This is a genomic window from Kribbella sp. NBC_00889 (assembly GCF_045207705.1).
Classification (GTDB): Bacteria; Actinomycetota; Actinomycetes; order Propionibacteriales; family Kribbellaceae; genus Kribbella.
The window spans coordinates 4,880,323-4,906,409 of sequence record NZ_CP108783.1 but is presented as its reverse complement, the minus strand read 5'-3'; the positions used below and the strand labels follow the sequence as shown (position 1 = coordinate 4,906,409).

Annotated in this window: 25 protein-coding genes; 15 read left to right on the top strand and 10 right to left on the bottom strand. The window is 69.3% G+C overall.

The window, feature by feature from the left end:
- Positions 1–4: 4 nt before the first annotated feature.
- Both OG817_RS23750 and OG817_RS23745 read left to right on the top strand, forming a co-directional pair.
- Positions 5–1,339 (top strand): HAD-IA family hydrolase, encoded by a 1,335-nt coding sequence (locus OG817_RS23750; protein ID WP_406046848.1) that lies wholly within the window; start codon positions 5–7, stop codon positions 1,337–1,339.
- 46 nt (positions 1,340–1,385) lie between these two features.
- Positions 1,386–1,763 (top strand): hypothetical protein, encoded by a 378-nt coding sequence (locus OG817_RS23745; protein WP_406046847.1) that lies wholly within the window; start codon positions 1,386–1,388, stop codon positions 1,761–1,763.
- Positions 1,764–1,800: 37 nt separating this feature from the next.
- Here the strand turns inward: OG817_RS23745 and OG817_RS23740 are convergent, their stop codons facing one another.
- Positions 1,801–2,544, bottom strand: coding sequence for an alpha/beta fold hydrolase (locus tag OG817_RS23740; protein ID WP_396394881.1), 744 nt, complete (start codon positions 2,542–2,544; stop codon positions 1,801–1,803).
- A 94-nt stretch (positions 2,545–2,638) separates the two neighbouring features.
- Positions 2,639–3,049 (bottom strand): DUF2000 domain-containing protein, encoded by a 411-nt coding sequence (locus tag OG817_RS23735; protein ID WP_406046846.1) that lies wholly within the window; start codon positions 3,047–3,049, stop codon positions 2,639–2,641.
- A gap of 79 nt (positions 3,050–3,128) precedes the next feature.
- Here OG817_RS23735 and OG817_RS23730 point away from each other — a divergent pair, with 79 nt between their 5' ends.
- Positions 3,129–3,587 (top strand): Lrp/AsnC family transcriptional regulator, encoded by a 459-nt coding sequence (locus tag OG817_RS23730; protein ID WP_406046845.1) that lies wholly within the window; start codon positions 3,129–3,131, stop codon positions 3,585–3,587.
- Here the strand turns inward: OG817_RS23730 and OG817_RS23725 are convergent.
- Together OG817_RS23725 and OG817_RS23720 are read right to left on the bottom strand one after the other, a co-directional pair.
- Positions 3,584–5,515 (bottom strand): TIGR03960 family B12-binding radical SAM protein, encoded by a 1,932-nt coding sequence (locus tag OG817_RS23725; protein ID WP_406046844.1) that lies wholly within the window; start codon positions 5,513–5,515, stop codon positions 3,584–3,586. The two genes, OG817_RS23730 and OG817_RS23725, sit on opposite strands and share 4 nt — an antisense overlap.
- A gap of 53 nt (positions 5,516–5,568) precedes the next feature.
- A complete protein-coding gene (locus tag OG817_RS23720) occupies positions 5,569–6,570 on the bottom strand; it encodes a LacI family DNA-binding transcriptional regulator (RefSeq protein ID WP_406046843.1) in 1,002 nt (333 codons plus the stop codon).
- A gap of 183 nt (positions 6,571–6,753) precedes the next feature.
- Here OG817_RS23720 and OG817_RS23715 point away from each other — a divergent pair, with 183 nt between their 5' ends.
- Together OG817_RS23715 and OG817_RS23710 are read left to right on the top strand one after the other, a co-directional pair.
- Positions 6,754–7,038 (top strand): hypothetical protein, encoded by a 285-nt coding sequence (locus OG817_RS23715; protein ID WP_406046842.1) that lies wholly within the window; start codon positions 6,754–6,756, stop codon positions 7,036–7,038.
- Positions 7,039–7,216: 178 nt separating this feature from the next.
- The gene (locus tag OG817_RS23710) at positions 7,217–8,035 is read left to right on the top strand and encodes a hypothetical protein (protein ID WP_406046841.1); all 819 of its coding nucleotides are present in this window, start codon (positions 7,217–7,219) and stop codon (positions 8,033–8,035) included.
- Between the two features lie 86 nt (positions 8,036–8,121).
- On the opposite strand, the gene OG817_RS23705 is transcribed toward OG817_RS23710, so the two are convergent.
- From OG817_RS23705 to OG817_RS23695, 3 genes are read right to left on the bottom strand one after another with little or no spacing between them, the layout of a single operon-like run.
- Positions 8,122–9,114 carry a GNAT family N-acetyltransferase gene (locus tag OG817_RS23705; RefSeq protein WP_406046840.1) on the bottom strand — a complete coding sequence of 331 codons (993 nt, stop codon included), beginning with the start codon at positions 9,112–9,114 and terminating at the stop codon, positions 8,122–8,124.
- A 41-nt stretch (positions 9,115–9,155) separates the two neighbouring features.
- The gene (locus tag OG817_RS23700) at positions 9,156–10,034 is read right to left on the bottom strand and encodes a prephenate dehydratase (protein WP_406046839.1); all 879 of its coding nucleotides are present in this window, start codon (positions 10,032–10,034) and stop codon (positions 9,156–9,158) included.
- 39 nt (positions 10,035–10,073) lie between these two features.
- The gene (locus tag OG817_RS23695) at positions 10,074–10,877 is read right to left on the bottom strand and encodes a lysophospholipid acyltransferase family protein (RefSeq protein WP_396394871.1); all 804 of its coding nucleotides are present in this window, start codon (positions 10,875–10,877) and stop codon (positions 10,074–10,076) included.
- A gap of 148 nt (positions 10,878–11,025) precedes the next feature.
- Between OG817_RS23695 and OG817_RS23690 the strand changes: the two genes are divergently transcribed.
- The 9 genes from OG817_RS23690 (at position 11,026) to OG817_RS23650 (ending at position 23,066) form a co-directional block, all read left to right on the top strand.
- Positions 11,026–13,287: a M64 family metallopeptidase gene (locus OG817_RS23690; RefSeq protein ID WP_406046838.1), complete on the top strand. Its 2,262-nt coding sequence runs from the start codon at positions 11,026–11,028 to the stop codon at positions 13,285–13,287.
- Between the two features lie 100 nt (positions 13,288–13,387).
- On the top strand, positions 13,388–13,888 hold the full coding sequence (locus OG817_RS23685; protein WP_406046837.1) for a DUF1772 domain-containing protein: 501 nt from the start codon (positions 13,388–13,390) through the stop codon (positions 13,886–13,888).
- 110 nt (positions 13,889–13,998) lie between these two features.
- The gene (locus OG817_RS23680; RefSeq protein WP_406046836.1) at positions 13,999–14,829 is read left to right on the top strand and encodes a TIGR03936 family radical SAM-associated protein; all 831 of its coding nucleotides are present in this window, start codon (positions 13,999–14,001) and stop codon (positions 14,827–14,829) included.
- A 149-nt stretch (positions 14,830–14,978) separates the two neighbouring features.
- Positions 14,979–18,263, top strand: coding sequence for a ribonuclease E/G (locus OG817_RS23675; protein ID WP_406046835.1), 3,285 nt, complete (start codon positions 14,979–14,981; stop codon positions 18,261–18,263).
- Between the two features lie 137 nt (positions 18,264–18,400).
- Complete coding sequence (rplU, locus tag OG817_RS23670; protein WP_131349790.1) at positions 18,401–18,718, top strand: 50S ribosomal protein L21; 318 nt, start codon at positions 18,401–18,403, stop codon at positions 18,716–18,718.
- A gap of 11 nt (positions 18,719–18,729) precedes the next feature.
- On the top strand, positions 18,730–18,990 hold the full coding sequence (rpmA, locus tag OG817_RS23665; RefSeq protein ID WP_132405181.1) for a 50S ribosomal protein L27: 261 nt from the start codon (positions 18,730–18,732) through the stop codon (positions 18,988–18,990).
- Between the two features lie 108 nt (positions 18,991–19,098).
- On the top strand, positions 19,099–20,682 hold the full coding sequence (obgE, locus tag OG817_RS23660; protein WP_406046834.1) for a GTPase ObgE: 1,584 nt from the start codon (positions 19,099–19,101) through the stop codon (positions 20,680–20,682).
- Positions 20,683–20,686: 4 nt separating this feature from the next.
- Positions 20,687–21,799: a glutamate 5-kinase gene (gene proB, locus OG817_RS23655; protein WP_406046833.1), complete on the top strand. Its 1,113-nt coding sequence runs from the start codon at positions 20,687–20,689 to the stop codon at positions 21,797–21,799.
- A 22-nt stretch (positions 21,800–21,821) separates the two neighbouring features.
- Complete coding sequence (locus OG817_RS23650) at positions 21,822–23,066, top strand: glutamate-5-semialdehyde dehydrogenase (RefSeq protein ID WP_406046832.1); 1,245 nt, start codon at positions 21,822–21,824, stop codon at positions 23,064–23,066.
- Here OG817_RS23650 and OG817_RS23645 read toward each other — a convergent pair.
- Positions 23,038–23,670: a 4'-phosphopantetheinyl transferase family protein gene (locus tag OG817_RS23645; RefSeq protein ID WP_406046831.1), complete on the bottom strand. Its 633-nt coding sequence runs from the start codon at positions 23,668–23,670 to the stop codon at positions 23,038–23,040. The genes OG817_RS23650 and OG817_RS23645 overlap by 29 nt on opposite strands.
- Positions 23,667–24,245, bottom strand: a complete 579-nt coding sequence (locus tag OG817_RS23640; RefSeq protein WP_396394861.1) for a PadR family transcriptional regulator — start codon at positions 24,243–24,245, stop codon at positions 23,667–23,669. The genes OG817_RS23645 and OG817_RS23640 overlap by 4 nt, the downstream gene beginning before the upstream one ends.
- Positions 24,246–24,311: 66 nt before the next feature.
- Here OG817_RS23640 and OG817_RS23635 point away from each other — a divergent pair, with 66 nt between their 5' ends.
- The gene (locus OG817_RS23635) at positions 24,312–25,199 is read left to right on the top strand and encodes an alpha/beta fold hydrolase (RefSeq protein ID WP_406046830.1); all 888 of its coding nucleotides are present in this window, start codon (positions 24,312–24,314) and stop codon (positions 25,197–25,199) included.
- Here OG817_RS23635 and OG817_RS23630 read toward each other — a convergent pair.
- Positions 25,186–26,073 carry a winged helix-turn-helix transcriptional regulator gene (locus OG817_RS23630; RefSeq protein WP_406046829.1) on the bottom strand — a complete coding sequence of 296 codons (888 nt, stop codon included), beginning with the start codon at positions 26,071–26,073 and terminating at the stop codon, positions 25,186–25,188. The genes OG817_RS23635 and OG817_RS23630 overlap by 14 nt on opposite strands.
- Positions 26,074–26,087: the final 14 nt, after the last annotated feature.

Genomic DNA, 26,087 nt, shown 5'->3' with positions numbered 1-26,087 from the left:
GCCCGTGTGGAGCCCGAACGCGCGTGACTTAGGTGGACTTCCGACGAGGTACGGCGTAGCGACTCGCGAGCGGGCAGTGTTCCGGTCGGAGTCACCCGACGACCTGGACTCCGCGGGCCGGAGCGCGTTGGTCTCGGTCGGAGCCGGCTTGGTCCTCGACGTGCGCAGCGACCGCGAGCTGACGAGACCACATCCGCTCGACGGCACCCCGGCGTACCGGCGGATCCCCTGGATCGACCCGGTCGCCGATGAATCGCGGAATCCGGCCGCCGAGTCGCGGCTCGTCGATGTCTACTCCAACGGCCTGAGTCGCAACTCCGCCCACATCGGCAAGATCTTCCGGGCGGTCGCGGATGCCCCGGCGGACCGACCGGTGGTCGTGCACTGCCAGGCGGGCAAGGATCGCACCGGACAGCTCGCCGCGCTGCTGCTCGAGCTGGTCGGCGTACCTCGCGACGTGATCGCCGAGGACTACGCCATCAGTGAGGTCATGCTGGGCCTGCAGGACGGTCCTGAGCGGTCGCGGACCAGGCCGGAGACCATCCTCGGATCACTCGACCACCTTGACTCCCGCCTCGGCGGGATCCGTGCGTACCTCTCCGGCCTCGGGTTGAGCCAGCTGCAGATTCACCGCCTGGCGGCGCGCCTCGTGCCGGTCGGCGTGCGCGCCGTGGTGTTCGACTTCGACGGTCTGCTGATGGACACCGAGTCCACGTCGGTGCAGAGCTGGCAGGCCGAATGGGCGCACCACGGGCTCGAGCTGGATCTCGAGGACTTCTGGCCGGGCCACGGTGGCGACACCTCCGAGACCCGGTACGCGCTGCTCGCCGCGGCCGTCGGCGCCGGCTTCGACCGGGAGGCCAGCCACGCCCGGCGGATGGCGCATCGCGAGCGGATGCACTCCGAGCTCGACTTCCGGCCGGGGATCCTCGACTGGGTGACGACGGCGCGCGAGTTCGGCCTGCAGGTCGGGATCGCCAGCAGCTCACCGAGCCCGTGGGTGCGCGGTCATCTGGAGCGGGTCGGAGCGATCGACCTCTTCGACCTGATCGTCACCGGAGACGAGGTCAGCACCCACAAGCCCGATCCGGCGATCTACGAGCTGGCCCTGCGGCGCCTCGGCGTACCGGGGGCGGAAGCGATCGCGGTCGAGGACACCGCGCATGGTGTCGCGGCGGCGCAGCTGGCCGGCATGTTCGCGGTCGCCATCCCCAACCCGTACGTCACGCCGGCCGCGGTCTCGGCTGCGGACCTCGTTCTGACCAGCGCTGACCAACTCCTGCTCAGTGAGCTGCTTCTTTCAGCGGCGTCGAAAGGGTCGACCTCGGTAACCGAGTGACCTAGTCTGCTGACCCTCTGTAAATTTCCAACCGGAGGGAACGCAGATGCGGAAGCTTCTTGGTGCTGCCGTGATGTCGGGGGCGGTTGTGGCGGGTCTGATGGCCGGGACGCCGGCCCAAGCATCGACCACTGGGGCGCAGGCCTGCGACCTGGTGACCGCGCCGAGCGTCGGCTACAGCGCGCTGATGCTGTACGTCGCCGTCGGCCTGGAGGGTTGTTCGACCAGCGTCACTGAGGTCAGGGTCGAGTTGCAGAAGGGCCCGAGCGCGTCCGGACCGTTCACCACGGTCGCCGAGACGTACGCGTACTCCGGCGGAGGCGCCTGGTTCGACGAGGGCACCGGCTGCGGCTACTACGTCGGTGTCGCCCATTGGCAGGACCAGACCGAGACATCGCCCAACCCGGCGTACTACTGCAACTGAATCCACCGGCGCCTGGGCTCGGCGACGAGCCCAGGCGTCAGGTCAGGTGCGTCAGCAGCAGCGGATTGATGACCTCGGGGTGGGAGTAGGTCACCAGGTGGGCCGCGTTCTGGATGATTTCGAGGTGCGCGCCGGGGATCTGACCGGCCAGGGGTACGACGGTCTCCGGCGGGATCGAGGTGTCCGACTCGGCGGTGACGAGGAGCACCGGCGCGGTGATGTCCGACAGGCCGGGGACCAGGTTGGTGCTGCCGAGTGCCTCGCAGCAGGCGGCGTAGCCCTCGTCAGGACTGTCGAGCAGCATCTGGCGGACCGGAGCAGTCGCGGTGAACTCCGGCAGGAACCAGCGGCTGAGCGTCGCGTCGGCGATCGCCTGGGTGCCTTCGGCACGGACCTGAGCCGCGCGGTCGGCCCACATCTGCTTGTTCTCGGCCGGGTTGGCCGGCGGGCAGATCAGCGCGAAGCGGTTGAACCGGTCCGGCGCGTTCTGGGCCAGCCACAGCCCCACCGCGCCGCCGAGCGAGATACCGACGTACGACGCCTGCTCCACGAGGAGCGTGTTGAGCAGCTCGACCACGTCACCGCCGAGGTCGTCGATCGTGTACGGCCCGAGCGGTACGTCGGACCCGCCGTGGCCGCGGTGGTCGAAGGTCACCACCCGGAACCGCTGCGCCAGGACCTCGAGCTGCGGCGCCCACATCGCCTGCGTCGCCCCGAGCGACGATCCCAGCAGGACCACCGGCGCGTCGTCGGGACCCGTCACCTCGTAGTTGAGTCGCATGCCCCCACACTACGGACGCGACCGCAGGATGCGACCTTGTGCGCGGGTCGACCACATCGGCGGGTCGTTAGTGGTTGCTCGGTGCTCAAGGTCGTCAGCGGTACAACGCCAGGGCACCGGTGAGTGAGTCGACGGTTTGGCGGGGGCCGAAGAGGGCGAGGCCGAGGTATTCGACGTCGTCGGGCTTGGTGCCGCTGACCGTGCTGGACATCTGCTCGTAGGTCCGCGCCCGCTGGGCGATCTGGTGCATGTCGTGCACGGTGACGTCGTCCCGCGCGGCCGCCGCGGTCCGGAGGTCGTGCAGTTGATCGGCGGAGGCCCGCAGTACCGGGATCGGGTAGGCGCACATGCCTGTGTGCGGGTTGCCGGCGGCATCCTCGGTGTCCGGGCCGACCACCTGATCGTGGTGGTGGCCGAGTCCGACGCCGAGCAGGGCAGCGGTGTTCAGGGCGACGCCGATCGGCGCCTCGGCCGCGATGACCACGACCATCTTGTTCGTCAGCACGGCGGCAAACCTAGCTTCGTGCGCGGCTGTTCGCGATCGGTTCCGAACGTCGTTCGGCAGACCTGCGAAACTGCCTGTCATGGACGAACTTGATACGGCGCTCCTGCGGATGCTGCAGAACGATGCCCGCCGGACCAACCGCGACATGGCCGCCGAGCTCGGCATCGCCCCGTCCACCTGCCTGGAGCGGATCCGCAGCCTGCGCGACCGCGGCGTGATCACCGGCTACCACGCCGAGGTCGACCTGAAGGCCATCGACCGCTCCACCCAGGCGATCATCTCGATCAAGCTCCGCCCACAGGCAATGGCCGTCGCCACCACCTTCCAGGACTACGTGAACCAGTTGCCCGAGACCCTGGCGATGTTCATGGTCTCCGGCGGCTCCGACTTCCTTGCTCACGTCGCCGTCAAGGACACCCAGGCACTGCGTGACCTCGTCCTCGCTCTGGCCAAGCGCCAGGAGATCGCCGACATCCGCAGTTCGGTCGTCTTCGAGCATCACCGCCGTACGACGATCATGCCGCTAGCAGGACACTAGAGCACCGAGAGCGGTAGGAGCTTCTTGCCGGTTGGGCCGACCTGGATTTCGGTGCCCATCTGGGGGCAGACGCCGCAGTCGAAGCAGGGGGTCCAGCGGCAGTCCTCGACCTCGATCGCGCCGTCCTCCTCGAGCGAGTCCTGCCAGTCCTCCCACAGCCAGTCGCGGTCCAGGCCCGAGTCCAGGTGGTCCCAGGGCAGGACTTCGGCGTACTCGCGCTCGCGGGTGGTGTACCAGGCGAGGTCGACCGGCTCGCCGGCCAGCGCCTTGTCGGCGGACTCGACCCAGCGGTCGTAGGAGAAGTGCTCGCTCCAACCGTCGAACCGGCCGCCGTCGCGCCAGACCTGCTCGATGATGCGGCCGACCCGGCGGTCGCCGCGGGACAGCAGACCCTCGATGATGCCGGGCTTGCCGTCGTGATACCGGAAGCCGATCGCCTTGGCGTAGCCCTTGTCGGAGCGGATCGCGGCGGCCAGCTTGGACAGCCGCGCGTCGGTCTCCTCGGCGCCTAGCTGCGAGGCCCATTGGAACGGCGTGTGCGGCTTCGGCACGAACCCGCCGATCGACACCGTGCACCGGATGTCGCGCCGGCCGGACACCTCGCGACCGGTCGCGATCACCTTCTTGGCCAGGTCGGCGATCGCCAGCACGTCCTCGTCGGTCTCGGTCGGCAGGCCGCACATGAAGTACAGCTTCACCTGCCGCCAGCCGTGCCCGTACGCCGCCGCCACGGTGCGGATCAGGTCCTCCTCGGTGACCATCTTGTTGATCACCTTGCGCATCCGGTCCGACCCGCCTTCGGGGGCGAACGTCAGGCCGCTGCGCCGGCCGTTGCGGGAGAACTCGTTGGCCAGCGTGATGTTGAACGCGTCGACCCTTGTCGAAGGCAACGACAGCGAGACGTTGCTGCCCTCGTACCGGTCGCCGAGGCCCTTGGCCACGTCGGCGATCTCGCTGTGGTCGGCCGAGGACAGGCTGAGCAGCCCGACCTCCTCGAACCCGGACTGCTTCAGCCCGTTCTCGACCATGTCCCCGATCGTGGTGATGCTGCGCTCACGCACCGGCCGGGTGATCATGCCCGCCTGGCAGAACCGGCAGCCGCGGGTGCAGCCGCGGAAGATCTCCACCGAGTACCGCTCGTGCACGGTCTCGGCCAGCGGGACCAGCGGCTTCTTCGGGTACGGCCAGGCGTCCAGGTCCATCACGGTGTGCTTGGCCGTCCGCCACGGGACGCCCGGACGGTTCGGCGCGACGCGCTTGATCCGGCCGTCGGCGAGGTACTCGACCGTGAAGAACTTCGGGATGTAGACGCCACCGGAGGCGGCCAGGCGCATCAGCACCTCGTCGCGCCCGCCCGGGCTGCCCTCGTCCTTCCACTCCCGGACCACGTCCGAGATCGCCAGCACGATCTCCTCGCCGTCACCGAGTACGGCGGCGTCGATGAAGTCCGCGATCGGCTCCGGGTTGAACGCGGCGTGCCCGCCGGCCAGCACGATCGGGTCCTCGTCGGTCCGGTCCGCGGCGTTCAGCGGGATCCCGGCCAGGTCGAGCGCGGTCAGCATGTTGGTGTAGCCGAGCTCGGTGGAGAACGACAGCCCGAAGACGTCGAAGGCCCGGACCGGCCGGTGGCTGTCGAGGGTGAACTGCGGGATCGCGTTGTCCCGCATCACCTGCTCCATGTCCGGCCAGACGGAGTACGTCCGCTCGGCCAGGATGTGGTCGCGCTCGTTCAGCACCTCGTAGAGGATCTGGACGCCCTGGTTGGGCAGGCCGACCTCGTAGGCGTCCGGGTACATCAGGGCCCACCGGACGCTGACCGAGTCCCAGTCCTTGCTGACCGAGTTCAGCTCGCCTCCGACGTACTGGATCGGCTTCTGCACGCTGGGCAGCAGCGCCTCCAGGCGCGGGAACAGGGATTCGACGCTCATCGAGTACTTCCGGTCGGGGTCAGAGCGCCTACCAGCCTAACGCCGGTGACCGGCTATCCCCGCATCGGAGCGGGACCCGTGCTGGGCCGGATGACCAGCCGAGCTTGGAGGGTCCGGGTACGACGGCCTTTGCGGCCCTGGAGGAAGGGTGACAGCAGGCGCCACGCCTCCTGGCCGAACTCGGTCTGGGGCATCGCGATCGTGGTCAGGCCGGGGGAGGTGTAGCGGGCGTAGACGATGTCGTCGAAACCGGCCACGGACACCCGGTCAGGGACCGCGAACCCGAGCTCCTGCAGCCGGGCGAGTGCGCCGAGCGCGACCAGGTCGTTGAAGCCGATCAGGCAGGTGGCACCCGTGGCGAGGGCCTCGTCGGCGGCCGCGTGGCCGTCGTCCAGCATGGCGCCGGCGGGGATCCGGAGGAGTTTGGTCCGGCTCCGGATCGACGACTGCAAGGCTGACCAGCGATCGCTCTCCGCCGCGGCCTCGGCGGGACCGGCGAGGTAGCAGAGCCGGGTGTGACCGAGAGCGTCGAGATGACGGCAGAGCGCATCGACCGCCTCCTGGCTGTCGACGGTGACCGAGGGGAACAGGCTGCGAGCCGGCTTGCGGTTGACCACCACGATCGGTTCGTCGAGCTCGGCCAGTCCGGCCAGGTCCGGCGTACTCATCCGGGGACCGCAGAGGATGAGGCCGTCGCTCTGGCGGGCGAGCTCGTGCAGGTGGCGGATCTCTTCGCCAGGCTGCTCGTTGGCGTCGGCGACCAGGGTGCGGTAGCCGGCCTTCTCGGCCTCGGCCGAGATGCCCTTGAGGATGGCGGCGAAGAGTGGGTTGGCCAGGTCGGGGACCAGGACGCCGACGATGCCGGTCCGGCCGCGGGAGAGATTCTGCGCGGTCCCGCTCGGGCGGTAGCCCAGCCGGGTGGCGACGTCGCGGACCCGGGTGACGATCTCGGGATCCACGGTGGGGGTGCCGTTCATGACCCTGGACACGGTCGACTTCGAGACGCCCGCAGCCGCCGCGACGCTCAGGATCGTCACCTGCCTGGTCCGGCGCACCCATCCTCCTCGTGATCAGGAACCGGTTCCTGAAACCCTACCGCGCTAGCTGGGTATGGGACAGCTCCTGGCCCAGGAATCCTTGCCATGAAAGGTGTTTCATGATCGTCCACCCTTGACTGGGGCCGACGCCGAACCTACGGTCAGGAACCGGTTCCTGACCGCCCCGGAAGGACATCGAGCATGGAGTTCATGCGTCGACAGGTGTTGCTGACCGGCGGAGCACTCGTCGCCGCCGGCTTGATCGATCCGGCGATCGCGTCCGCCGCCACCGGTCTTCCCGACGAGGACGGCCGCGAGCTCTGGCTGCGCTACCGCAAGGCAGGCCCGTCCCGGCTGCCGGAGTACCGCCGTGCGTTCACTCATGTCGTGGCACCCAGCCACGACGTACTCGACTCGGCGGCAATTGAACTGGTCCAAGGACTTTCGGCCGTCACGGCGGCGCAGTCCCTCGCCTCGCGGCACTGAAGCACGACGGCGCAGTCGTCATCGGCACGCCCAGCACCTCGGAGTACATCGCCGCGTCCGTCGACCGGGCCGAACTCCGCCGCCTCGGTCCCGAGGGTACGTCGTTCGCACCCGCGGCAACGCCACCATCGTCGCGAGCGAGGGCGAGCGAGGCGTCCTGTACGGCGCCTTCCACCTCTTGCGACTGCTGCAGACCGAACGCCGCTTCACCCATCTGGACCTCCACGAACGCCCGGTCAACACACTGCGTCTGGTCAATCACTGGGACAACCTCGACCGCAGTGTGGAGCGCGGGTACGCCGGAGAGTCGATCTTCGAATGGGACAAGCTGCCCGAGACCGGGCCGCGGGATCTCGACTACGCACGGATCCTTGCATCGGTCGGACTCAACGGCACCGTGGTCAACAACGTCAACGCGGACCCAGCGTTCCTGTCGACCGAGATGCTGCCGAAGCTGGCCGGACTGGCGGCGGTGCTGCGGTCGTGGGGCGTCAGCCTCTACCTGTCCGCGAACTTCGCCGCCCCGATCGTGCTCGGCGGGCTGGCCACGGCCGATCCGTTCGACGACGGCGTGAAGGCCTGGTGGCGGGACAAGGCTCGTGAGATCTACGACGTGATCCCGGACCTCGGTGGTTTCCTGGTCAAGGCCGACTCTGAGGGGCAGCCCGGTCCGATCACGTACGGCCGGACCCATGCCGACGGCGCCAACCAGCTCACCGAGGCCGTTCGCCCGTACGGCGGGATCGTGATGTGGCGGGCGTTCATCCACGACTTCGACCCGGTGACCTGGGCGAGCAAGTCGTACCTGACGTTCCAGCCGCTCGACGGGCAGTTCGCGGCCAATGTCGTCGTACAGATCAAGAACGGGCCGATCGACTTCCAGGTGCGGGAGCCGCCTGAACGCCCTGGTGATCAGCCGCCGTCGGGCATGAGGTGGTCGCAGATTGCGGACCGCCAGGCCATCACAATGGCTCGGACCAGGGCGTCCAGCGGCTGAAGCGACGTCGCTGCCGCCCATTGTGATGGCCTGCAGGTCCGCACATCTCGGGCCATCCGCCGCTGTCAACTCCCGGCCGAGTTCAGCTAGAGCCGGCGTTCCCAGGCGGTTCGCTGGGCGGTGGGGCGGAAGCCCAGTTTCTCGTTGACGGTGATCATCGGGGTGTTCTCCGGGGCGTTCCAGGTGTGCAGGACGGCCGGGTTGGTCAGGCGGGACTGCAGGGAGCGGAGGTTGGGGAGTTTGACGGCGATGCCGAGGCGGCGGCCGCGGTGCGGCGGGTGCACGTACGTGTCGTACTGACTGAGGCGGTCGGGTCGCTCGGGCGTGCCGCCCATCTGGGTGTACGCCGCCAACGCGCCTGAGTCGGTGTGGACGGCGGCAGTGGTGTAGGTGAAGCGGCCTTGAGCTACGCGGCGGGCCTCGGCCTCGCGGACGAGCTCGGGCGTCCACCGGGTCGCCTCGACCGTACGGTCGCCGTGCGGTACGTCGGCGTACATCCCGCTGATCAGCTCGGCGAACTGCTCGAGCCACTCGTCAGGCGTGTGCTCACCCCACTGCACGATCTCGTAACCGGGGACCGGCCGCTCCACGGAGGCCAACTGCTCCTCGGACAGCGGCAGCTCGAGGACCTGGTGCAGCTCCGCGTGCTTGCGGACGAACCCGCGCGCCGAGGCGAACGCCGTACCAGGGCTCTCACCGGTCACCGGATCGCCGGCCACGTTGATCCCGGTCAGCATCCGCCGGCCCTCGGCCTGGGCCCGTTCGATCACTGCCTCCAACAGGCGCGACGCGACCCCGCGCCGCCGGTACGCCGGATCGACCGCGAACTCCACGTCGACCGTGTCGGTGTTGTCGAGCAGCCACCAGTCGAGCCATGCGATCCCCAGCCAGGCATCACCGTCCACCAGCGCCAGACCGTCCGCCCGGAGGTCGGAGTGGTCGCCGGTCATCAGGACCCGGGCCTCCTCCATCCCGAGACCCACGGGGAACTCGAGCTCCTCGCGGCGTACGGCGTCCTTCACCGCGAAGAACTGCTTGAAGATGTCTGGGTCCCGGCCGTCGACCGTCACGATGCGCACCCGGGAACCCTACGGGAGCCGCCGGGTGGCCGGCGCGCCGACTAGTGGTGCGGACGCAGTGCCCGGTTCGCGGCCGGTTCGGCGATCTGGGCGCGGAACGGGTGCGAGGGGTAGACGCCGAGGATGCGGACCTCGACCGAGAAGAACGCGAGCTCCTCGAGCGCCAGAGCGACGTTCGGGTCGTCCGGGTGCCCCTCGATGTCGGCGTAGAACTGGGTCGCGAAGAACATCCCACCGAGCTGGTAGGACTCCAGCTTCGTCATGTTGACGTTGTTGGTGGCGAACCCGCCGAGCGCCTTGTAGAGCGCGGCCGAGACGTTCCGGACCCGGTAGACGAAGCTGGTGATGATCGGCCCGGAGCCGACCGGAGGTACGTCGGGCTCCCGGGAGAGCACCAGGAACCGGGTGGTGTTGTGGTGCTCGTCCTCGACGTCGCTCGCCAACGTCGCCAGGTCGTAGAGGTCGGCTGCTGCCCGCGGGGACAGCGCGGCGACCGTCGGATCGGCCAGTTCGGCGACCTCGCGGGCGGCGCCGGCGGTGTCGTCGGCAACCACAGTGGACCAGCCGTGCTCGCGGATGATCTTGCGGCACTGGCCGAGCGCGTGCACATGGCTTCGAACCGTCCGGATACCGTCGATCGACGCCCCGGGGACGGCGAGCAATTGGAAGTGGATCGGCAGGAAGTGCTCGCCGACGATGTGCAGCCCGGACTCCGGCAGCAGGTGGTGGATGTCTGCCACCCGGCCGGCGATCGAGTTGTCCACCGGGATCATCGCCAGCCCGGCCCGGCCGCTGCTGACCGCCTCGAGCGCGTCCTCGAACGTCGTACAGGGCAGCTGCTCGCGGTCGGGGAACATCTCGGTGCACGCCATCGCCGAGTTGGCGCCTGGCTCACCCTGGTATGCGATCGGTCCGTCCACGGTCTACCAGCCTAGACCCAGGTCATCTCAGCAAGCGGATCAGGTGTCCGACTTGCGGACCTTCTTCGGTGCGCCGGTCGTCGCACGGCCCTCCAGTTGCTTGGCCTTCGTGGCGTACATGTCGATGTACTCCTGGCCGGACAACTCCATGATCTTGTACATGATCTCGTCGGTGACCGCGCGCAGGATCAGCCGGTCGCTCTCCATCCCCTCGTAGCGGGAGAAGTCCAGCGGATGGCCGAACTTGATCGTGGGGGAGGCGAACGAGGCGACCACCTTGCCGGGCGGGGCGACCACGTCGGTGCCGATCACGCCACACGGGATCACCGGAACCTTGGCCTCCAGCGCCAGCCGGGCGACGCCGGTGCGGCCCTTGTACAGCCGGCCGTCGTGGGAGCGGGTGCCCTCGGGGTAGATGCCGAACACCTCGCCGCGCTCCAGCACCTTCATCCCGGCCCGCATCGCGCCCTCGGACGCGGACCCGCCGGACCGGTCGATCGGCACCTGGCCGGTGCCCTTGAAGAAGCCGCGCTGGAACCGGCCCTTGATCCCGGCGCCGGTGAAGTAGTCGGACTTCGCGACGAAGGTGACCCGCCGGCGCAGCACCAGCGGCATGAAGATCCAGTCGGAGTACGAGAGGTGGTTGCTGGCGATGATCGCCGGACCGAGGTCCGGGATGTTCTCGGCGCCGACGACGATCGGCCGGAAGATCCGCCTGACCGGCGGACCGACCAGCACGTTCTTCAGCACCCAGTAGATGCCCTTGCCGTCACCGTCACCGGCGTCGACCGCGTGTGGTCCGCGGTCCGGCTCGGACCGCGGCGCCTGCGCCGGTTCCGTCATCGATGTCCTTTCCTCACAGTTCCCCGACCCCTCATGATGCCGCACCGCGGCCCGGTTGGCCCGTAAGTCGCCGCGCGGGAACTCCTGACACGGATCGCCGCCGCTTCGTAAGCTGCTGACGGCAGTGTCGCCCACACTGGGAGGGGTCATGCGGACCAGACGATTCGTGGCAGTTCTCGGGGTGGTCGCGGCGGTGTTCGCGGGCCTGCCGACGGCGGCCGGAGCCAGTACGACGGAGGCCTCGGCGACCGTCGTCCCGATCCAGGTCACCGGTCCGGCGGCGTCCCGGTTCAACCTGGTGGTGATGGGCGACGGCTACACCGCCGCCGAGCTGCCGAAGTTCCGCGAGCAGGTGGACAAGCACCTCAACATCCTGTGGAGCATCGAGCCGTTCAAGTCGTACCGCGACTACTTCAACGTGTACGCCGTCGAGATCACCTCGCCCGAGAGCGGCGTCGACTGCGACCCGGACCTCACCTCACCGCAGGTCGACACCCCACTGCAGATGGGCTTCTGGGGCGGCTGCAACCCGGGCAGCGTCCAGCGCCTGCTCACCGTCGACTCCGACGCCGCGACCCAGTACGCCGACCTGGTCCACGGCACGACCGGCGCCAACCGCCAGATCCTTGCTATCGGCAACAGTGCCACGTACGGCGGCGCCGGTGGCACCTACGCGACCGCGTCCGGCGGCAACGCGCTCTCCGCACTGATCACCCCGCACGAGCTCGGCCACTCGCTCGGCGGCCTCCAGGACGAGTACGACTACTACGCCCGCGGTGAGCGTGGTGCGCCGTACGAAGGGCCGGAGCCGTCCTCGATCCACCACACCTTGCTGACCGAGCAGCAGCTGCGGGACCAGCAGAAGAAGTGGTACCGCTGGCTCGGTGAGTCGTCAGAGTCCGGCGGCACGATCGGCCGGTACCAGGGCGGCATGTACGCCGGGTCCGGAGTCTGGCGACCCAGCAGGCACTCGATGATGAAGGCGCTCGGCTACTACTTCGACCAGGTCTCCCGGGAGCGGATGACGCAGCGGATCTCGTCCCGGACCAACCTCTTCCAGGACAGCACGCCGGTCGGTCAGGTGGCCGGTGACCAGGTCGTCTGGCTGCAGACCCTGCACCCGCTGAGTCACGAGCTCGACGTCACCTGGACCCTGGACGGTACGGCGCTCCCGACCGCGAACGCCCGCGCCGTCGACCTCGCGGCCCTCGACCTCACGCCCGGTCGGCACACGCTGACCGCGAAGGTCGTCGACCCCACCGAGTACATCCGGGATCCCGCCGTACGACCGACTGCGACCCGCTCCTGGAGCGTGAACACGACGATGACGGCGTCCCCGGCGGCGGACCCGGTGAGGTTCACCGGGTCGACCTCGACCGAGCATCCGGTGAGCGCCGACGAAGTGGTGTACGCCGAGACGTCGCAGCCTTCGACCGAGCAGCCGTCGATCACGTGGCGGCTCGACGGTACGCCGGTAGCGAACCCGGGCAATGACCGGGACTTCGACCTCGAGCCGCTACACCTGACCGGGCGGCACACGCTGACCGCGAGCGTCGGCGACGAGACGCTGACCTGGTCTGTCGACGGGGTCGAGCCGGTGGTGAAGTCCACGCTGTCGAAGCCGTTGCTGACCGTGCAGAAGCCGACCGGCCCGGAGTACATCTACAACGACGCGTTCACCATGGGTCTGGCCGCGACGGACGACAGCGCGGGGTACGTCGTTCCTGAGTTCCGGGTCGACGGGGACGGTTGGTACAACTACTTCGGCTGGCCGACGGACGCGTCCGCGCCGTTCCGGTTCACCGCCGAGGGGACGGAGATCGACCAGCTCGTCTACGGCAAGCTCGGGGTACCGCGGGTGGTGCCGTGGGACGACGTACCGCCCGGGTACGGCCGGCACCAGGTCGAGTACCGCGCCATCGATGCCACCGGCAACATCGGGACGCCGCGCCAGTTCGCGGTCACGCTCCTTCGGCCCGCACCGGCCTGCACGTCGACCGTGACCGGAGTCCACGACGGTCCACTGGTGGTGGGATCCGGCGTCACCTGCCTGGTCGATGCCACGATCGACGGCCCGGTGCTGGTCCAGTCAGGCGCGTCGTTGGTTGCCACCGGCACTCGCATCGCGGGTCCGGTCCGGGCCGACAGGGCGGCCGACCTCCAGTTGCTGCGGAGCACGGTGGCCGGACCGGTGACCGCCGACGGCGTTACCCGGAGCGTGGTCGCGGTCGGGTCCTCGGTCAACGGGTCGGTGTCGGTGACCAGGGGACGTACGACGGAGGCCGCCGTACTGGCTGGGAACACGGTCGAGGGGCCGCTGAGTTGCTCGGGGAACGCGCCGGCGCCGGTGAACCTGCAGGCGCCCAACCAGGTCTCGGGGCCGCGTTCCGGGCAGTGCGCGCGGTTGTGAGTTGCGCGGACATGGACGTGAGATTCGCTGACATGTCCGTGGGCTGCGCGGTGCCATAGCTTTCCGGTGCGGGGCCTTCCCGCCGTACTGGAGGAGAGAGATGAACGGACTGCGGGTGGCGGCGCTGATGGCGGCCACGATCACCACCGGGCTGATGGCGGGCGTGTACGCGATCTACTCGAACGCGTTCATGCCCGGCCTGGCCACGACCGACGACAAGACCTTCGTCGGCGCGTTCCAGGCGGTCGACCGGGCCATCCTCAACCCGGTCTTCCTGCTCCTCGGCTTCGTCGGCTCGGCGGTGTTCACGCTGCTGGCCGGTCTGCTCAGCCTGAAGGAGCCGGCACTGCCGTGGCTCGCGGTGGCCTTCGCCCTCAACCTGATCACGATCATCGTGACGATCGCGGTCAACGTCCCGCTCAACGACGCCCTCAAGGCGGCCGGTGACCCAGCCACCATCGACGTCGCCGCCGCCCGAGCAGCCTTCGACGAGGCCCGCTGGCGCTCCTTCAACCTGCGACGCACCGTGCTGATGCTGGTCTCCTTCGGCCTCCTCGGCTGGGCCCTCTACCTCACCGGCAAGTCCGCCGCCCAGCCCTAGCCCGGAAAGCGCATTCCCCGGTGTTCCCTGGCGGGTTGTTTCACCGCTGACCGGTTCTAACCCGTCAGCGGTGAAACAACCCGCCATCGGATCCTGAGAGGATGGCGGGCGTGGCACCTGTTCAAGCTCCGCCGTCGCAGCAACTTCCCGCGGTCCAGAAACTGCGGGTCCGGTTCGCCAAGCGGGGGCGGCTGCGATTCACCTCACACCGCGACTTCCAGCGGGCGTTCGAGCGCGCCGTCCGCCGCGCCGAGCTCCCGGTGGCGTTCTCGCACGGCTTCAGCCCGCACCCGAAGATCTCGTACGCCGGTGCCGCGCCGACCGGAGCCGCGTCCGAGGCGGAGTACCTGGAGATCTCGCTCACACACGAGCGGGACGCCGAGCAGGTCCGGGCCGCGCTGGACGAGGCGCTGCCGCCCGGGCTCGACGTACTCGAGGTGGTTGTCGCCGGCCCCGGAGCGCTGGCCGAGCGGCTGGAGGCGAGCGAGTGGCGGATCGCGTTGCCTGGGGTGGATCCCGAGGTAGCCGCCGCCGCGGCGGTGGAGGCGTTCCTGGCCCGGGAGGAAATTCTGGTCGAGCGCATGACCAAACGGGGTCTTCGCTCGTTCGACTGTCGGGGTGCCGTTCTGCGACTCACCGTTGCGCACGAACCGGCGCCGGTTGCGACGTGTGCGATACTGCAAGTGGTGTTACGGCACGGAACCCCGGCCGTGAGACCCGACGACGTTCTCGCCGGCGTGCTAGAGGTAGCGACGCTCCCGGTGACGGGCCCGGCTCTTCTGACCAGGCTCGCCCAGGGCCCGCTCATCGCGGCCACCGGCACGGTGGACGACCCGCTCGCTCGTGACCGCGACGCCACCCAGGCGACCGCGACCGGCCAGGTAGGTCCCCACCAGACGCATCCAGCGGAGGGCGACGCCGCCGCTCCCTCTGTGCCCTGAGCGCGGGCGGAGCGGATCCAGCAGGCTTCCGCCGCGCCGGCACCGACGATGTGCCGCACGGCGAACCGTGACCGTCTTTCGGAGTGGCTGCGCCGGACCCGTAACAGGGTCGCAGGCTGCGCCGGAAGGCTTGAGGAGACCCGTACCGCATGCTCGACAACGAGCCGACTACCGAGGCAGCCGAGACGGCTGCCACCGCCCAGCAGCCCAGCACCGGCAGGACCGCCAAGAAGGCTGCCGCGAAGAAGACGACCACCCGCAAGCGCACGGCCAAGACGGCCGCCGCCGAGGTGGTTCCCACCCAGTCCGACGGCGAGACCGCCGACCCGGCTCCGGTGAAGAAGACGGCCGCCAAGAAGGCTGCCGCCAAGAAGACCCCGGTGAAGAAGGCCGCGGCCAAGACCGCCGCGAAGAAGACCACCGCCAAGCGCCCGGCGAAGAAGACCGCTGCCCAGGACACGTTCCCGGAGCTGAGCGAGAACGCCGCGCCCGACACGACCACCGCCGACGCGGGCCCGGTCGTGGAGAACGCCCCGGCACCGGCGAAGAAGACCACCCGGAAGCGCACCTCGAGGAAGGCTGCCGCGACCGACCTGACCAGCACGGATTCGCCCGTCACCGACGGCCCTGTCGCCGACGCCGTGGACCCGTCCGGCGCCGCGGCCGATGCTGCGCCGGCCGCGACGCGGTCGTCTCGCCGCCGCGGTGCCAAGACCACGACAGCGACCAGGACCACGACCACTGCCTCTGACGAGGCGCCCAGCACGATCTTCCCGAAGGCTGAGGAAGAGGCCGAGACCCCGGCTGAGGAGCCGACCACGCGTCGTACCCGCCGGCGTGCTCCGGCCGCTGCGGCAGTGCTGTTCCAGGCGCCCACCGACGTACCGGCTCAGGCTCCCGCGCAGGCCGCGGCGACCAGCCCGGTCGAGGCGACAGCCAAGACGACCCCTGAGACCACTCCGGAGACTGCCAAGGCGACCCCTGAGACCACTCCGGAGACTGCCAAGGCGGCCCCGGAGGCCGCGGAGGCGACTCCGGAGCCGGGTGCCGACGAGCAGCCGACGACCACGCGGCGCCGCCGCAGCCGTCGCGGTCGTGACGCGGAGGCGCGTGAGGCCACCGCCGAAGAGACCAGCACCGAGCAGACCGCTGTTCCGGTGGACAAGGCAGCCGAGGACGAGTCCGCGGACGCCCAGCCGGAGTCGGACTCGCAGTCCGAGGACGGCGAGGAAGGTGGCGAGGGCACGCGCCGTCGCCGTCGTCGCCGCGGTGGCCGTCGCCGCCGCAAGTCCGGTGACGCCGATGGCGCCGAGGACAGCTCGGACGAGCAGTCCGACGACGACGAAGCCGACGAGCAGGACGCCGAGTCCGGCTCCGACGACGAGCAGGACGCTTCCGCCGACGGCGAGGAGGAAGGCTCGGGCAGTTCGTCCCGGCGCCGTCGTCGCCGTCGCCGCCGCAAGGGCGAGGAGGGCGCCACGTCGCCCGACGACCCCGACGAGACCGTCGTCCGGGTGCGCGAGCCGCGCAGCAAGAACACCGCGAACGAGATCACCGCCGTCGAGGGCTCGACCCGGCTGGAGGCGAAGAAGCAGCGCCGCCGCGAGGGCCGGGCGGCCGGCCGCCGCCGCGCGCCGATCGTCACCGAGGCCGAGTTCCTGGCCCGGCGCGAGTCGGTCGAGCGGACCATGGTGATCCGCGCCCGGGGTGACCTGACCCAGATCGCCGTCTCCGAGGACAACGTCCTGGTCGAGCACTACGTCGCCCAGGAGGAGCAGGTCTCGCTGATCGGCAACGTATACCTCGGCCGGGTGCAGAACGTGCTGCCCAGCATGGAGGCCGCGTTCATCGATATCGGCAAGGGCCGCAACGCCGTCCTGTACGCCGGTGAGGTCGACTGGGCCACGCTCGGCGGGGCCAACGGCCCACGCAAGATCGAGCAGGTGCTCAAGTCCGGCCAAGCGGTGCTGGTCCAGGTCACCAAGGACCCGATCGGCCACAAGGGCGCCCGGCTGACCAACCAGATCAGCCTGCCCGGCCGGTACGTCGTCTACGTACCGCGTGGCGGCAACGGCGGCATCAGCCGCAAACTGCCCGACACCGAGCGGAACCGCCTGAAGACCATCCTCAAGGACATCGTCCCCGACGAGGCGGGCGTGATCGTCCGGACCGCGGCCGAGGGCGCGTCCGAGGAGGAGCTGACCGCCGACGTCAGCCGCCTGCAGAAGTACTGGAACGACATCGACAAGAAGTCGAAGAGCGGCCAGGCCCCGCAGTTGCTGCACGGTGAGCCGGACCTGCTGATCCGGGTCGTCCGCGACCTGTTCACCGAGGACTTCACCAAGCTGGTGATCTCCGGTGACGACGCCTACGACCAGGTACGCGAGTACGTCTCCGACGTCGCCCCGCATCTGGCCGACCGGGTGGAGAAGTGGACCGGCGACGGCGACGTCTTCTCGAACTTCCGGATCGACGAGCAGATCAAGAAGGCGCTGGACCGCAAGGTGTGGCTGCCGTCCGGTGGTTCGCTGATCATCGACCGGACCGAGGCGATGACCGTCGTCGACGTGAACACCGGCAAGTTCACCGGCTCCGGCGGCAACCTCGAGGAGACCGTCACCAAGAACAACCTGGAGGCGGCCGAGGAGATCGTCCGGCAGCTCCGGCTCCGCGACATCGGCGGCATCATCGTGATCGACTTCATCGACATGGTGCTGGAGTCGAACCGCGACCTGGTGCTGCGCCGACTGGTCGAGTGCCTGGGCCGGGACCGGACCAAGCACCAGGTGGCCGAGGTCACCTCGCTCGGCCTGGTCCAGATGACCCGGAAGCGGATCGGCACCGGTCTGCTCGAGGCGTTCAGCGAGAACTGCGACCACTGCGGTGGCCGCGGCCTGATCCTGCACGACGAGCCGAAGGAGTCCCGTCGCCGGGACAGCCGCAACGGCAACGGCCAGGACAACAACAAGCCCGCGGCCGCGCAGGCTGACGACGGTGGCCGCAAGAGCTCGCGCCGCAGGCGGGGCAAGGGCCGCGCCGAGGACGAGCAGTCGGCCGAGGACACCTCGCAGCACAACGCCGACGCCGCCCAGCGACTGGCCCAGATCGCCGCTGCGTCAGCGCTCGACGCGAAGAAGGCCGACGAGGCCGGTACGACGGAGACTCCGACCGGCTACCCGGCCTCCGGGGCGGACGACGTACCGGTGAGCCCGGAGGCGACCGGATTCCCGACCGAGACGGCTGAGTCGACCACGACGGTGGGCGCCGAGGCGGCTTCGGCTGAGGCGGCTCCGGCCGAGGTTGCGAAGAACGGGAGCAGCAGGCGCCGACGGAGCAGCCGGGGCCGTGGCAAGGCAGCGACCGAGGGTGATGCTGGTAACACCGAGGCCGGTGCGACCAGCGACGCCACGGAGCTCGTCTCGACGGGGAGTTGACCCGGTTTGACCCGTCTGTGAGCCGACCCGTAAACTTGAGCTTCGGCGCGCGTTCCGCGTGCCATGTTTGTGTGGGCCGCTAGAGGTCTGTGCAGGCCCCCGTAAGTTTTCCGAACCAGCAGAGAGTGAGATCCACGGTGTACGCGATCGTGCGCAGTGGCGGCACCCAGCAGAAGGTCGCCGTCGGCGATGTCATCGAGATCGACAGCCTGACGGACGAGGTGGGCGACACCGTGTCCCTCCCGGCGGTCATGGTCGTTGACGGCGACACCGTGACGACCGATGCCGCGGCGCTGGCCAAGGTGGCCGTTTCGGCCGAGGTCCTGGGTCGTACCAAGGGTCCCAAGATCCACATCCTCAAGTACAAGAACAAGACCGGTTACCGCAAGCGCCAGGGGCACCGTCAGCACTACACCCAGGTCAAGGTCACCGCGATCGACGCTAAGAAGAAGTGAGCTGATCTGAGATGGCACACAAAAAGGGAGCGGCGTCGACCCGCAACGGTCGCGACTCCAACGCGCAGCGCCTCGGCGTGAAGCGGTACGGCGGTCAGCTGGTCAACGCCGGCGAGATCATCGTCCGCCAGCGGGGCACGCACTTCCACCCGGGCAACCTGGTCGGCCGTGGCGGCGACGACACGCTGTTCGCGCTGGCCGAGGGCAAGGTGGAGTTCGGCACCCGGCGCGGTCGCCGCGTCGTCAACATCGTCCCGGCCCCGGCGGAGTAACACCGCCACCCGGACGTTTCACGAGCTCTGAGAAGGGCGGGTCGCGGAATACCGCGGACCCGCCCTTCTGCTGTGTAAGTAACACCCAATAGGAAGTAGAGAACACCGATGGCGATTCCCAGCTTTGTCGACCGGGTCACGGTGCATGTCACCGCGGGCCGCGGCGGAAACGGCTGCGCCTCGGTGCACCGGGAGAAGTTCAAACCCCTCGGCGGTCCGGACGGCGGCAACGGCGGCGACGGCGGCAGCGTGATCCTGCGCGTCGACCAGGACGTGACCACGCTGGTCGACTACCACCGCTCCAGCCACCGCACCGCGACGAACGGTGCCCAGGGCAAAGGTGACCACCAGGCCGGCAGCAACGGCGGCGACGTGGTCCTCGGTGTCCCCGACGGCACGGTCATCAGTACGGCGGACGGCGTCGTACTCGCGGATCTCGTCGGGCCCGGTGCGGAGTTCGTCGCGGCGCAGGGTGGCAAGGGTGGTCTCGGCAACGCGGCGCTCGCCAGCAGCGCCCGCAAGGCGCCCGGTTTCGCGCTGCTCGGTGAGGACGGCGAGGAGCGGACGCTCGTCCTCGAGCTCAAGGTGGTCGCGGACATCGGCCTGGTCGGGTTCCCGAGCGCAGGCAAGTCGTCGCTGGTCGCGTCGATCAGCCGAGCCCGCCCGAAGATCGCCGACTACCCGTTCACCACCCTGATCCCGAACCTGGGGGTCGTCGTCGCGGGCGACACGACGTTCACCGTGGCCGACGTACCCGGGCTGATCGAGGGTGCGAGCGAAGGCCGCGGACTCGGCCACGACTTCCTGCGGCACGTGGAGCGGTGTGCGGCGCTCGTGCACGTCATCGACTGTGCGACGTACGAGCCTGGCCGGGACCCGCTGAGTGACCTGGACACGATCGAGGCGGAGCTGCAGGCGCACGGCGGCCTGGAGAACCGGCCGCGACTCGTTGCCCTGAACAAGATCGACGTACCGGACGCCCGCGAGATCGCGGAGATGGTGCAGGCCGAGCTGGAGCAGCGCGGGCTGCGGGTGTTCCCGATCTCGACCGCTTCGCATGAGGGTCTGGAAGCCCTGAAGTTCGCGATGGCGGAGATCGTCATGCGGCGGCGTGCCGAGGAGGAGAAGCCCGACACCACGCGGATCGTGATCCGGCCGCAGGTGCAGGGCGGGCCTGAGTTCAAGGTGAAGAAGTTGCCGGACGACGGCGGCTGGCTGGTGCAGGGCGAGAAGCCCGAGCGCTGGGTCAAGCAGACCGACTTCGCGAACGCGGAGGCGACCGGCTACCTGGCCGACCGGCTGAACCGGCTCGGAGTGGAGAAGGAACTGCTGGAGCGCGGCGCGATGGAGGGCGACGCGGTCGTCATCGGCGACGGGCCGAACGCGATCGTGTTCGACTTCGCGCCCGAGGTCCAGGCCGGTGCCGAGATTCTGGCTCGGCGCGGCGAGGACCACCGGCTGGAGGAGCCGCGTCCCGCGGTCCAACGGCGGCGGACGAAGGACACCGAGTACCACGCCCACCGGGCAGGGGAGTCGACGACCGACCTGTCGGAGTACGGCGCGGGCTGGGTCGAGGACGAGGTGGACCTGTCCCCGGCCGAGTCCAAACGAGCAGCTGAAGCTGCGGCGAAGCTGGCGCGCAAGGAAGCGCGCGAGCTCGAACTGCAGAAGGAACTCGACCAGAACGGTTGATTTCATGAAGGAACGCGCGGAGGTCGTCGAGGCCACGCGGATCGTCGTGAAGGTCGGCTCGTCGTCGCTGACCCAGCGCGGCAAGATCGACCTCGAACGGCTCCGGCTGCTCGTCGACGCCATCGCGGCACGACGGGTGGAGGGGACCGAGGTCGTGCTCGTCTCGTCCGGCGCGATCGCCGCCGGCCTGACCCCGATGGGCCTGCGGTCGCGACCGCGTGACCTGGCGACGCAGCAGGCGGCGGCATCGGTCGGGCAGGGGCTGCTGATGGCCCGCTACAGCGACGCTTTCGCGGCGCATGGCCTGCGGGTCGGCCAGGTGCTGCTCACGGTCGACGACGTGACCCGGCGGAGCCACTACCGCAACGCCTACCGGACGTTCGCGCGGCTGCTCGAGCTGGGCGTCGTACCGATCGTCAACGAGAACGACACAGTCGCCACCACGGAGATCCGGTTCGGCGACAACGACCGGCTCGCCGCGCTGACCAGTCACCTCGTGCACGCCAATCTGCTGCTGCTGTTGTCCGACGTCGACGGGTTGTACGACGGGGATCCGCGCAAGCCGGGGACGTCGATGGTCACCCACGTTCGTGGTCCCGCTGATCTGGCGCCGTTGCGGATCGGTCGTACCGGGTCGTCGAGTGTGGGCACCGGTGGCATGCAGACGAAGGTCGAGGCGGCCGCGATCGCCACGGAGGCAGGGATTCCGGTCGTCCTCACGTCTGCCGGTCGCGTGGGGGAGGCGCTGAAGGGCCTGCCCGTCGGAACCCTCTTCCACCCCACCGGCCGTCGTCGCAAGACCCGTCTGCTCTGGCTCGCCCACGCCACCTCGGGTCAGGGCCGGCTCCACCTGGACGAGGGCGCCGTACGAGCGGTGACAGAGCGCCGGACGTCGCTCCTGCCGGCCGGCATCTCGAAGGTCGAAGGCACGTTCTCGGCCGGCGATCCGGTCGACCTCGTGTCGCCGTCCGGCGCGGTCATCGCGCGCGGCCTGGTCAACTACGACGCGGCCGAACTCCCTGACCTGCTGGGCCGATCGACGCGCGACCTCGCGCGCGAACTCGGAGCGGCCTACGAACGCGAGGTCGTCCACCGAGACGACCTGGTCCTCCTGTGAACCGATCAATCTAGGATGAACCATGAGCGAGATCATCGAGCTGGCCAGGCGGGCGCGGGAAGCGTCGTACGCGTTGGCCGAGGCTTCGCGGGCGACGAAGGATGCGGCGCTGCAGGCGATGGCGGCGGCGTTGCGGGCGAACACGGACGCGATCGTCGCGGCGAACGCGAAGGATGTCGCGTCGGCCCGTGAGGCTGGTACGCCGGAGTCCACGGTGGATCGGCTGGCGCTGGACCCGAGCCGGGTCGACGCGATGGCCGCGGGGCTGGAGCAGCTTGCCGGGCTGACCGACCCGGTCGGTGAGGTCGTCCGCGGCTACACACTGCCGAACGGGTTGGAGCTTCGCCAGGTCCGCGTGCCGTTCGGCGTCGTCGGGATCATCTACGAGGCGCGCCCGAACGTGACCGCCGACGCGGCCGGCATCTGCCTCAAGTCGGGCAATGCGGTCCTGCTGCGCGGTTCGTCCTCGGCCGCCGCGTCCAACGACGCGATCATCGCCGTACTGCGGTCCGCCGCCGCTTCGGCCGGATTACCCGCGGACGTGGTCCAGGGTGTGCCGACTGAGAGGGCCGCGGTGAAGGAGCTCATGCAGGCGCGTGGGCTGGTCGACGTACTGATTCCGCGCGGTGGCGCCGGCCTGATCCAGACCGTGGTCAGCGAGTCGACCGTGCCGGTGATCGAGACCGGAGTCGGGAACTGCCACGTCTATGTGGACTCCGACGCCGACCTCGACCTGGCGCTGACGATCCTGCTCAACGCGAAGACTCAGCGTCCGAGTGTCTGCAACGCGGCCGAATCCCTGCTGGTGCACTCGGCGGTGGCCTCGGACTTCCTGGCGCAAGCCCTGCCTGCGCTGGCCGAAGCGGGCGTGACCGTGCACGGCGATCCCGCTGTGGTTGCTGCGGGCAAGGATGTTGTCGCGGCGACGGAGGAGGACTTCGGCGCGGAGTACAACTCGCTCGACCTGTCCGCCGCGGTGGTCGACTCGCTCGAGTCCGCGGTGCAGCACATCCGCCGCTACAGTTCGGGTCACACCGATGCGATCATCACGCGTTCGCAGGCCGCCGCGCGCCGGTTCGTGCAGGCGGTCGACTCGGCCGCGGTCGTGGTCAACGCCAGCACGCGGTTCACCGACGGCGCCGAGTTCGGCTTCGGCGCCGAGATCGGCATCTCCACCCAGAAGCTGCACGCCCGCGGCCCGATGGGCCTGCCCGAGATGACCTCGACCAAGTACGTCGTCACCGGCGAGGGTCAGATCCGAACCTGAACGTCCTCACGACGGGCGGCTCGGCGGACACCACCGCCAGAGCCGCCACGTGGTCGGGATCCACGTCCAGATCCTCGAGTTGGATTCCCGCTGTGATCTTGCGCGGCTTGGCTGGCAATCCCTCACCGGTCGCCTTCACCGCGGCCTCCCTCCGCGTCCAGTACGTGAGGAACGCGTGCACCTTCTCGCGTCCGTCGACGCCGCTCAGTTCGTGAATCTCCTCAGGAGTCAGCGCCACCTGCGCGAGACCGGCGATGTCCAGGTGCGGGTCGACCTTCTCCACATCGATCCCGACCGGCCGGTCACCGATCGCAACACCGACCAGGTCGCCGGCGTGGGTGACGGACAGCTCGACGCCGTCGGTACGCACCTTTCCGTGCGGCTTGCCGCAGCGCGGGCAGGTGCGGTCCAGCCGGATACTTGCTGCAGGCAACGAGAACCGTGCCGCGAGCAACCGCCGTACCATCGTGCACCCGAGCAGGAACCGGGCCCGTGCCTCCGGCTGTGTGTACGCCGCCAACCGCTCCCGCTCGACCTCGTCCAGATCTGCGGCGAACTCGTCGCGGGCCTGGTCGATCCGGGCCCACCAGACATCGACCGTCATGCCGGTCCTGGCGTCCAGGTCAGGCTCCCGCTGCGCAGGTCCTCGAGGATCCCGTCGATCCAGTCCGCCTCGGCCACCGTGACGGCCCGCTGGTACTCGGTCTCGAGCAGCGCGAACCGGGGGATCGGCGCGCCCTCGACCTCCAGGGTCAGCTCGGCGTCGAGCTCCGCCACACGCTTGGTCAGGTGGTCCCGCCGTTGCGCCAGCAGCTCGCCGGCGGTCTCCGGCGGCACCAGCATCACGAACGACAGTCCCGCCGGGAACTCGGGGAACTCGTTGCGCGGCGTGGTCAGGATCTCGGCCAGCCACTCCCGGCAGACTGTCCGCCCGTCCTCGGTGAGGTGGTAGACGGTCCGCTCGGGATAGCGCTCGTCCCGCTCGGTCGCGCCGGCCGTGATCAGGCCGGCGTCCTCCAGCCGGACGATCATCCGGTAGAGGCTGGTCCGTTGGCCGACGTTGACGACCTGGTCTTTGCCCCACTGCTTGATCAGCCGCTGGATCCCGTACGGGTGCAGTGGGCCGTTCTCCAGCAGGCCGAGGATCGCGAGCGCGAGGGGGGAGCGTCGGAAGGTCACGCTGTCAGCTTAAGGGGTCAGAGATACTAGTTGCAATGAAACTAGAGAATATGTGACTATCGAGCCATGAGAACAGCAGAACTGACCCAGGGTGCGGTCGAGTCCCGCGACGGCACTGAGATCGGCTACTGGAAGACCGGGCAGGGACCGGCGGTCGTCGTACTGCACGGCAGCATGGAGTCCGCCCGTAGTCACACGTTGCTCGCCGGGGCGTTGGCCGGCGACTTCACGGTCTACCTCCCGGATCGCCGCGGACGTGGGTTGTCCGGTCCGCATCGGCCGGAACACACCGTGCGTACCGAGGTCGAGGATCTTGAGGCGGTCCTGACCGCGGCGGGTGCCGAGTTCGCCTTTGGTGTCAGCGCCGGCGGCGCCGTTGTGCTGGAGGCGGCGCGCACGCTGCCGGGCCTGCGGAAGGTCGCATTGTATGAGCCTGCGATTGTCGACAATCCCACGCCGCATCGGGAGTGGCTGATCCGCTTCGATCGAGAGGTTGCTGAGGGCAATCTTGCCGGTGCGATGGTGACGAGCATGTACGGGTTGCAGTTGGCGCCGGCGTTCCTGAAGGTCGTGCCGCGGCGGCTGATGACGCGGATCACCGAGAAGATGCTGGTCAAGGACGAGCGGCAGGCTGGGGCGGACGCCATCACGATGCGCAAGCTCGCGCCGACCATTCACTACGAAGGCGCGCTGATCGCCGAGTTGGCTGGGACGTTCGAGGCCTTCCGCGAGGTGTCGGCGGACGTGCTGCTGATGGGTGGCAGCAAGGGTCTCGCGGCGTTGAAGCCTTGGCGGGACACGCTGGAGAAGGTTCTTCCACACTGCCGGCGGGTCGAGTTCGACGGACTCGACCATGGTGGGTCCAGTGACCCGGGTGGGATCAATCCAGGCGGCAGTGCTCAGGCGGTCGGTCGTGTGGCCGGCGAGCTGAAGACGTTCTTCAAGCGGTCCTGAAGGCCCAATCGACCGCGTCGGCGATGTCCGTCACCGGGTATCGCGCGGCTGTCACCACGCGGTCGGCTCCGATCACGAGTACGACGCGCTTGAGTCGCTCGTACCCGCCCGCGCGGAAGGTCGGCAGCCGGAGGGACGCGGTCAATTCCAGCTCCAGGTCGGACAGCAGAACGTGCTGGATCTCCTCGGCCTTGGCGAACGCCTGCTGTTCGTCGGTGCGTTGGGTGCTGACTCCGCGCACAGTGATTCCCCTCGCGACGAATTCGTCGTACCGGGCGGCGAAGAGGCGGTTCTCCAGCGTGCAGCCGTTCGCACCGGCGATATCGCCCCAGCCTTCCGGCAACGGAGTCGGCCGACCGGTCGCCGGGTAGCCGAACAGCACAGTCGCGCGGGCATCCGTGTCCACCACGTCGATCGTCGTACCGCTGACGGAGGGCAGAGCGATCTCGGGGACGCGCCGGCCCACCAGTTCGTGGATCCGGTGCGCGGGCGGCTCGTCGGCGTCGTTCGTGCCGGTGAGCGAACCGTCCCCGAGCAGCCAGCGGTCACCCCAGTCCTGCAGCGCAACCAGCACCGGCAGCAGCGCGCGGCCGCGCGGGGTAAGGCGGTAGGCGTAGCGCGTCGGGCGGTCCTGGTACGCCGTTCGCTCGACGATCCCGCTCTCGAGCAGGCCGGTGAGCCGCTCGGTCAGGACCTTACGGGAGATGTGCAGCGAGTCGGCGAGTTGGTCGAAGCGGTCGAGGCCGCGAGCGAGGTCGCGCACGATCAGCAGTTCCCAGCCGTCGCCGATCACACCGAGGGACTGCGCGATCGCACAGTCGGGCTCGGGAGAGAAGCTGCTCCGCCGCACGTCGACCCCCAATCCGGTTGCCACCACGCTAGCTGGCG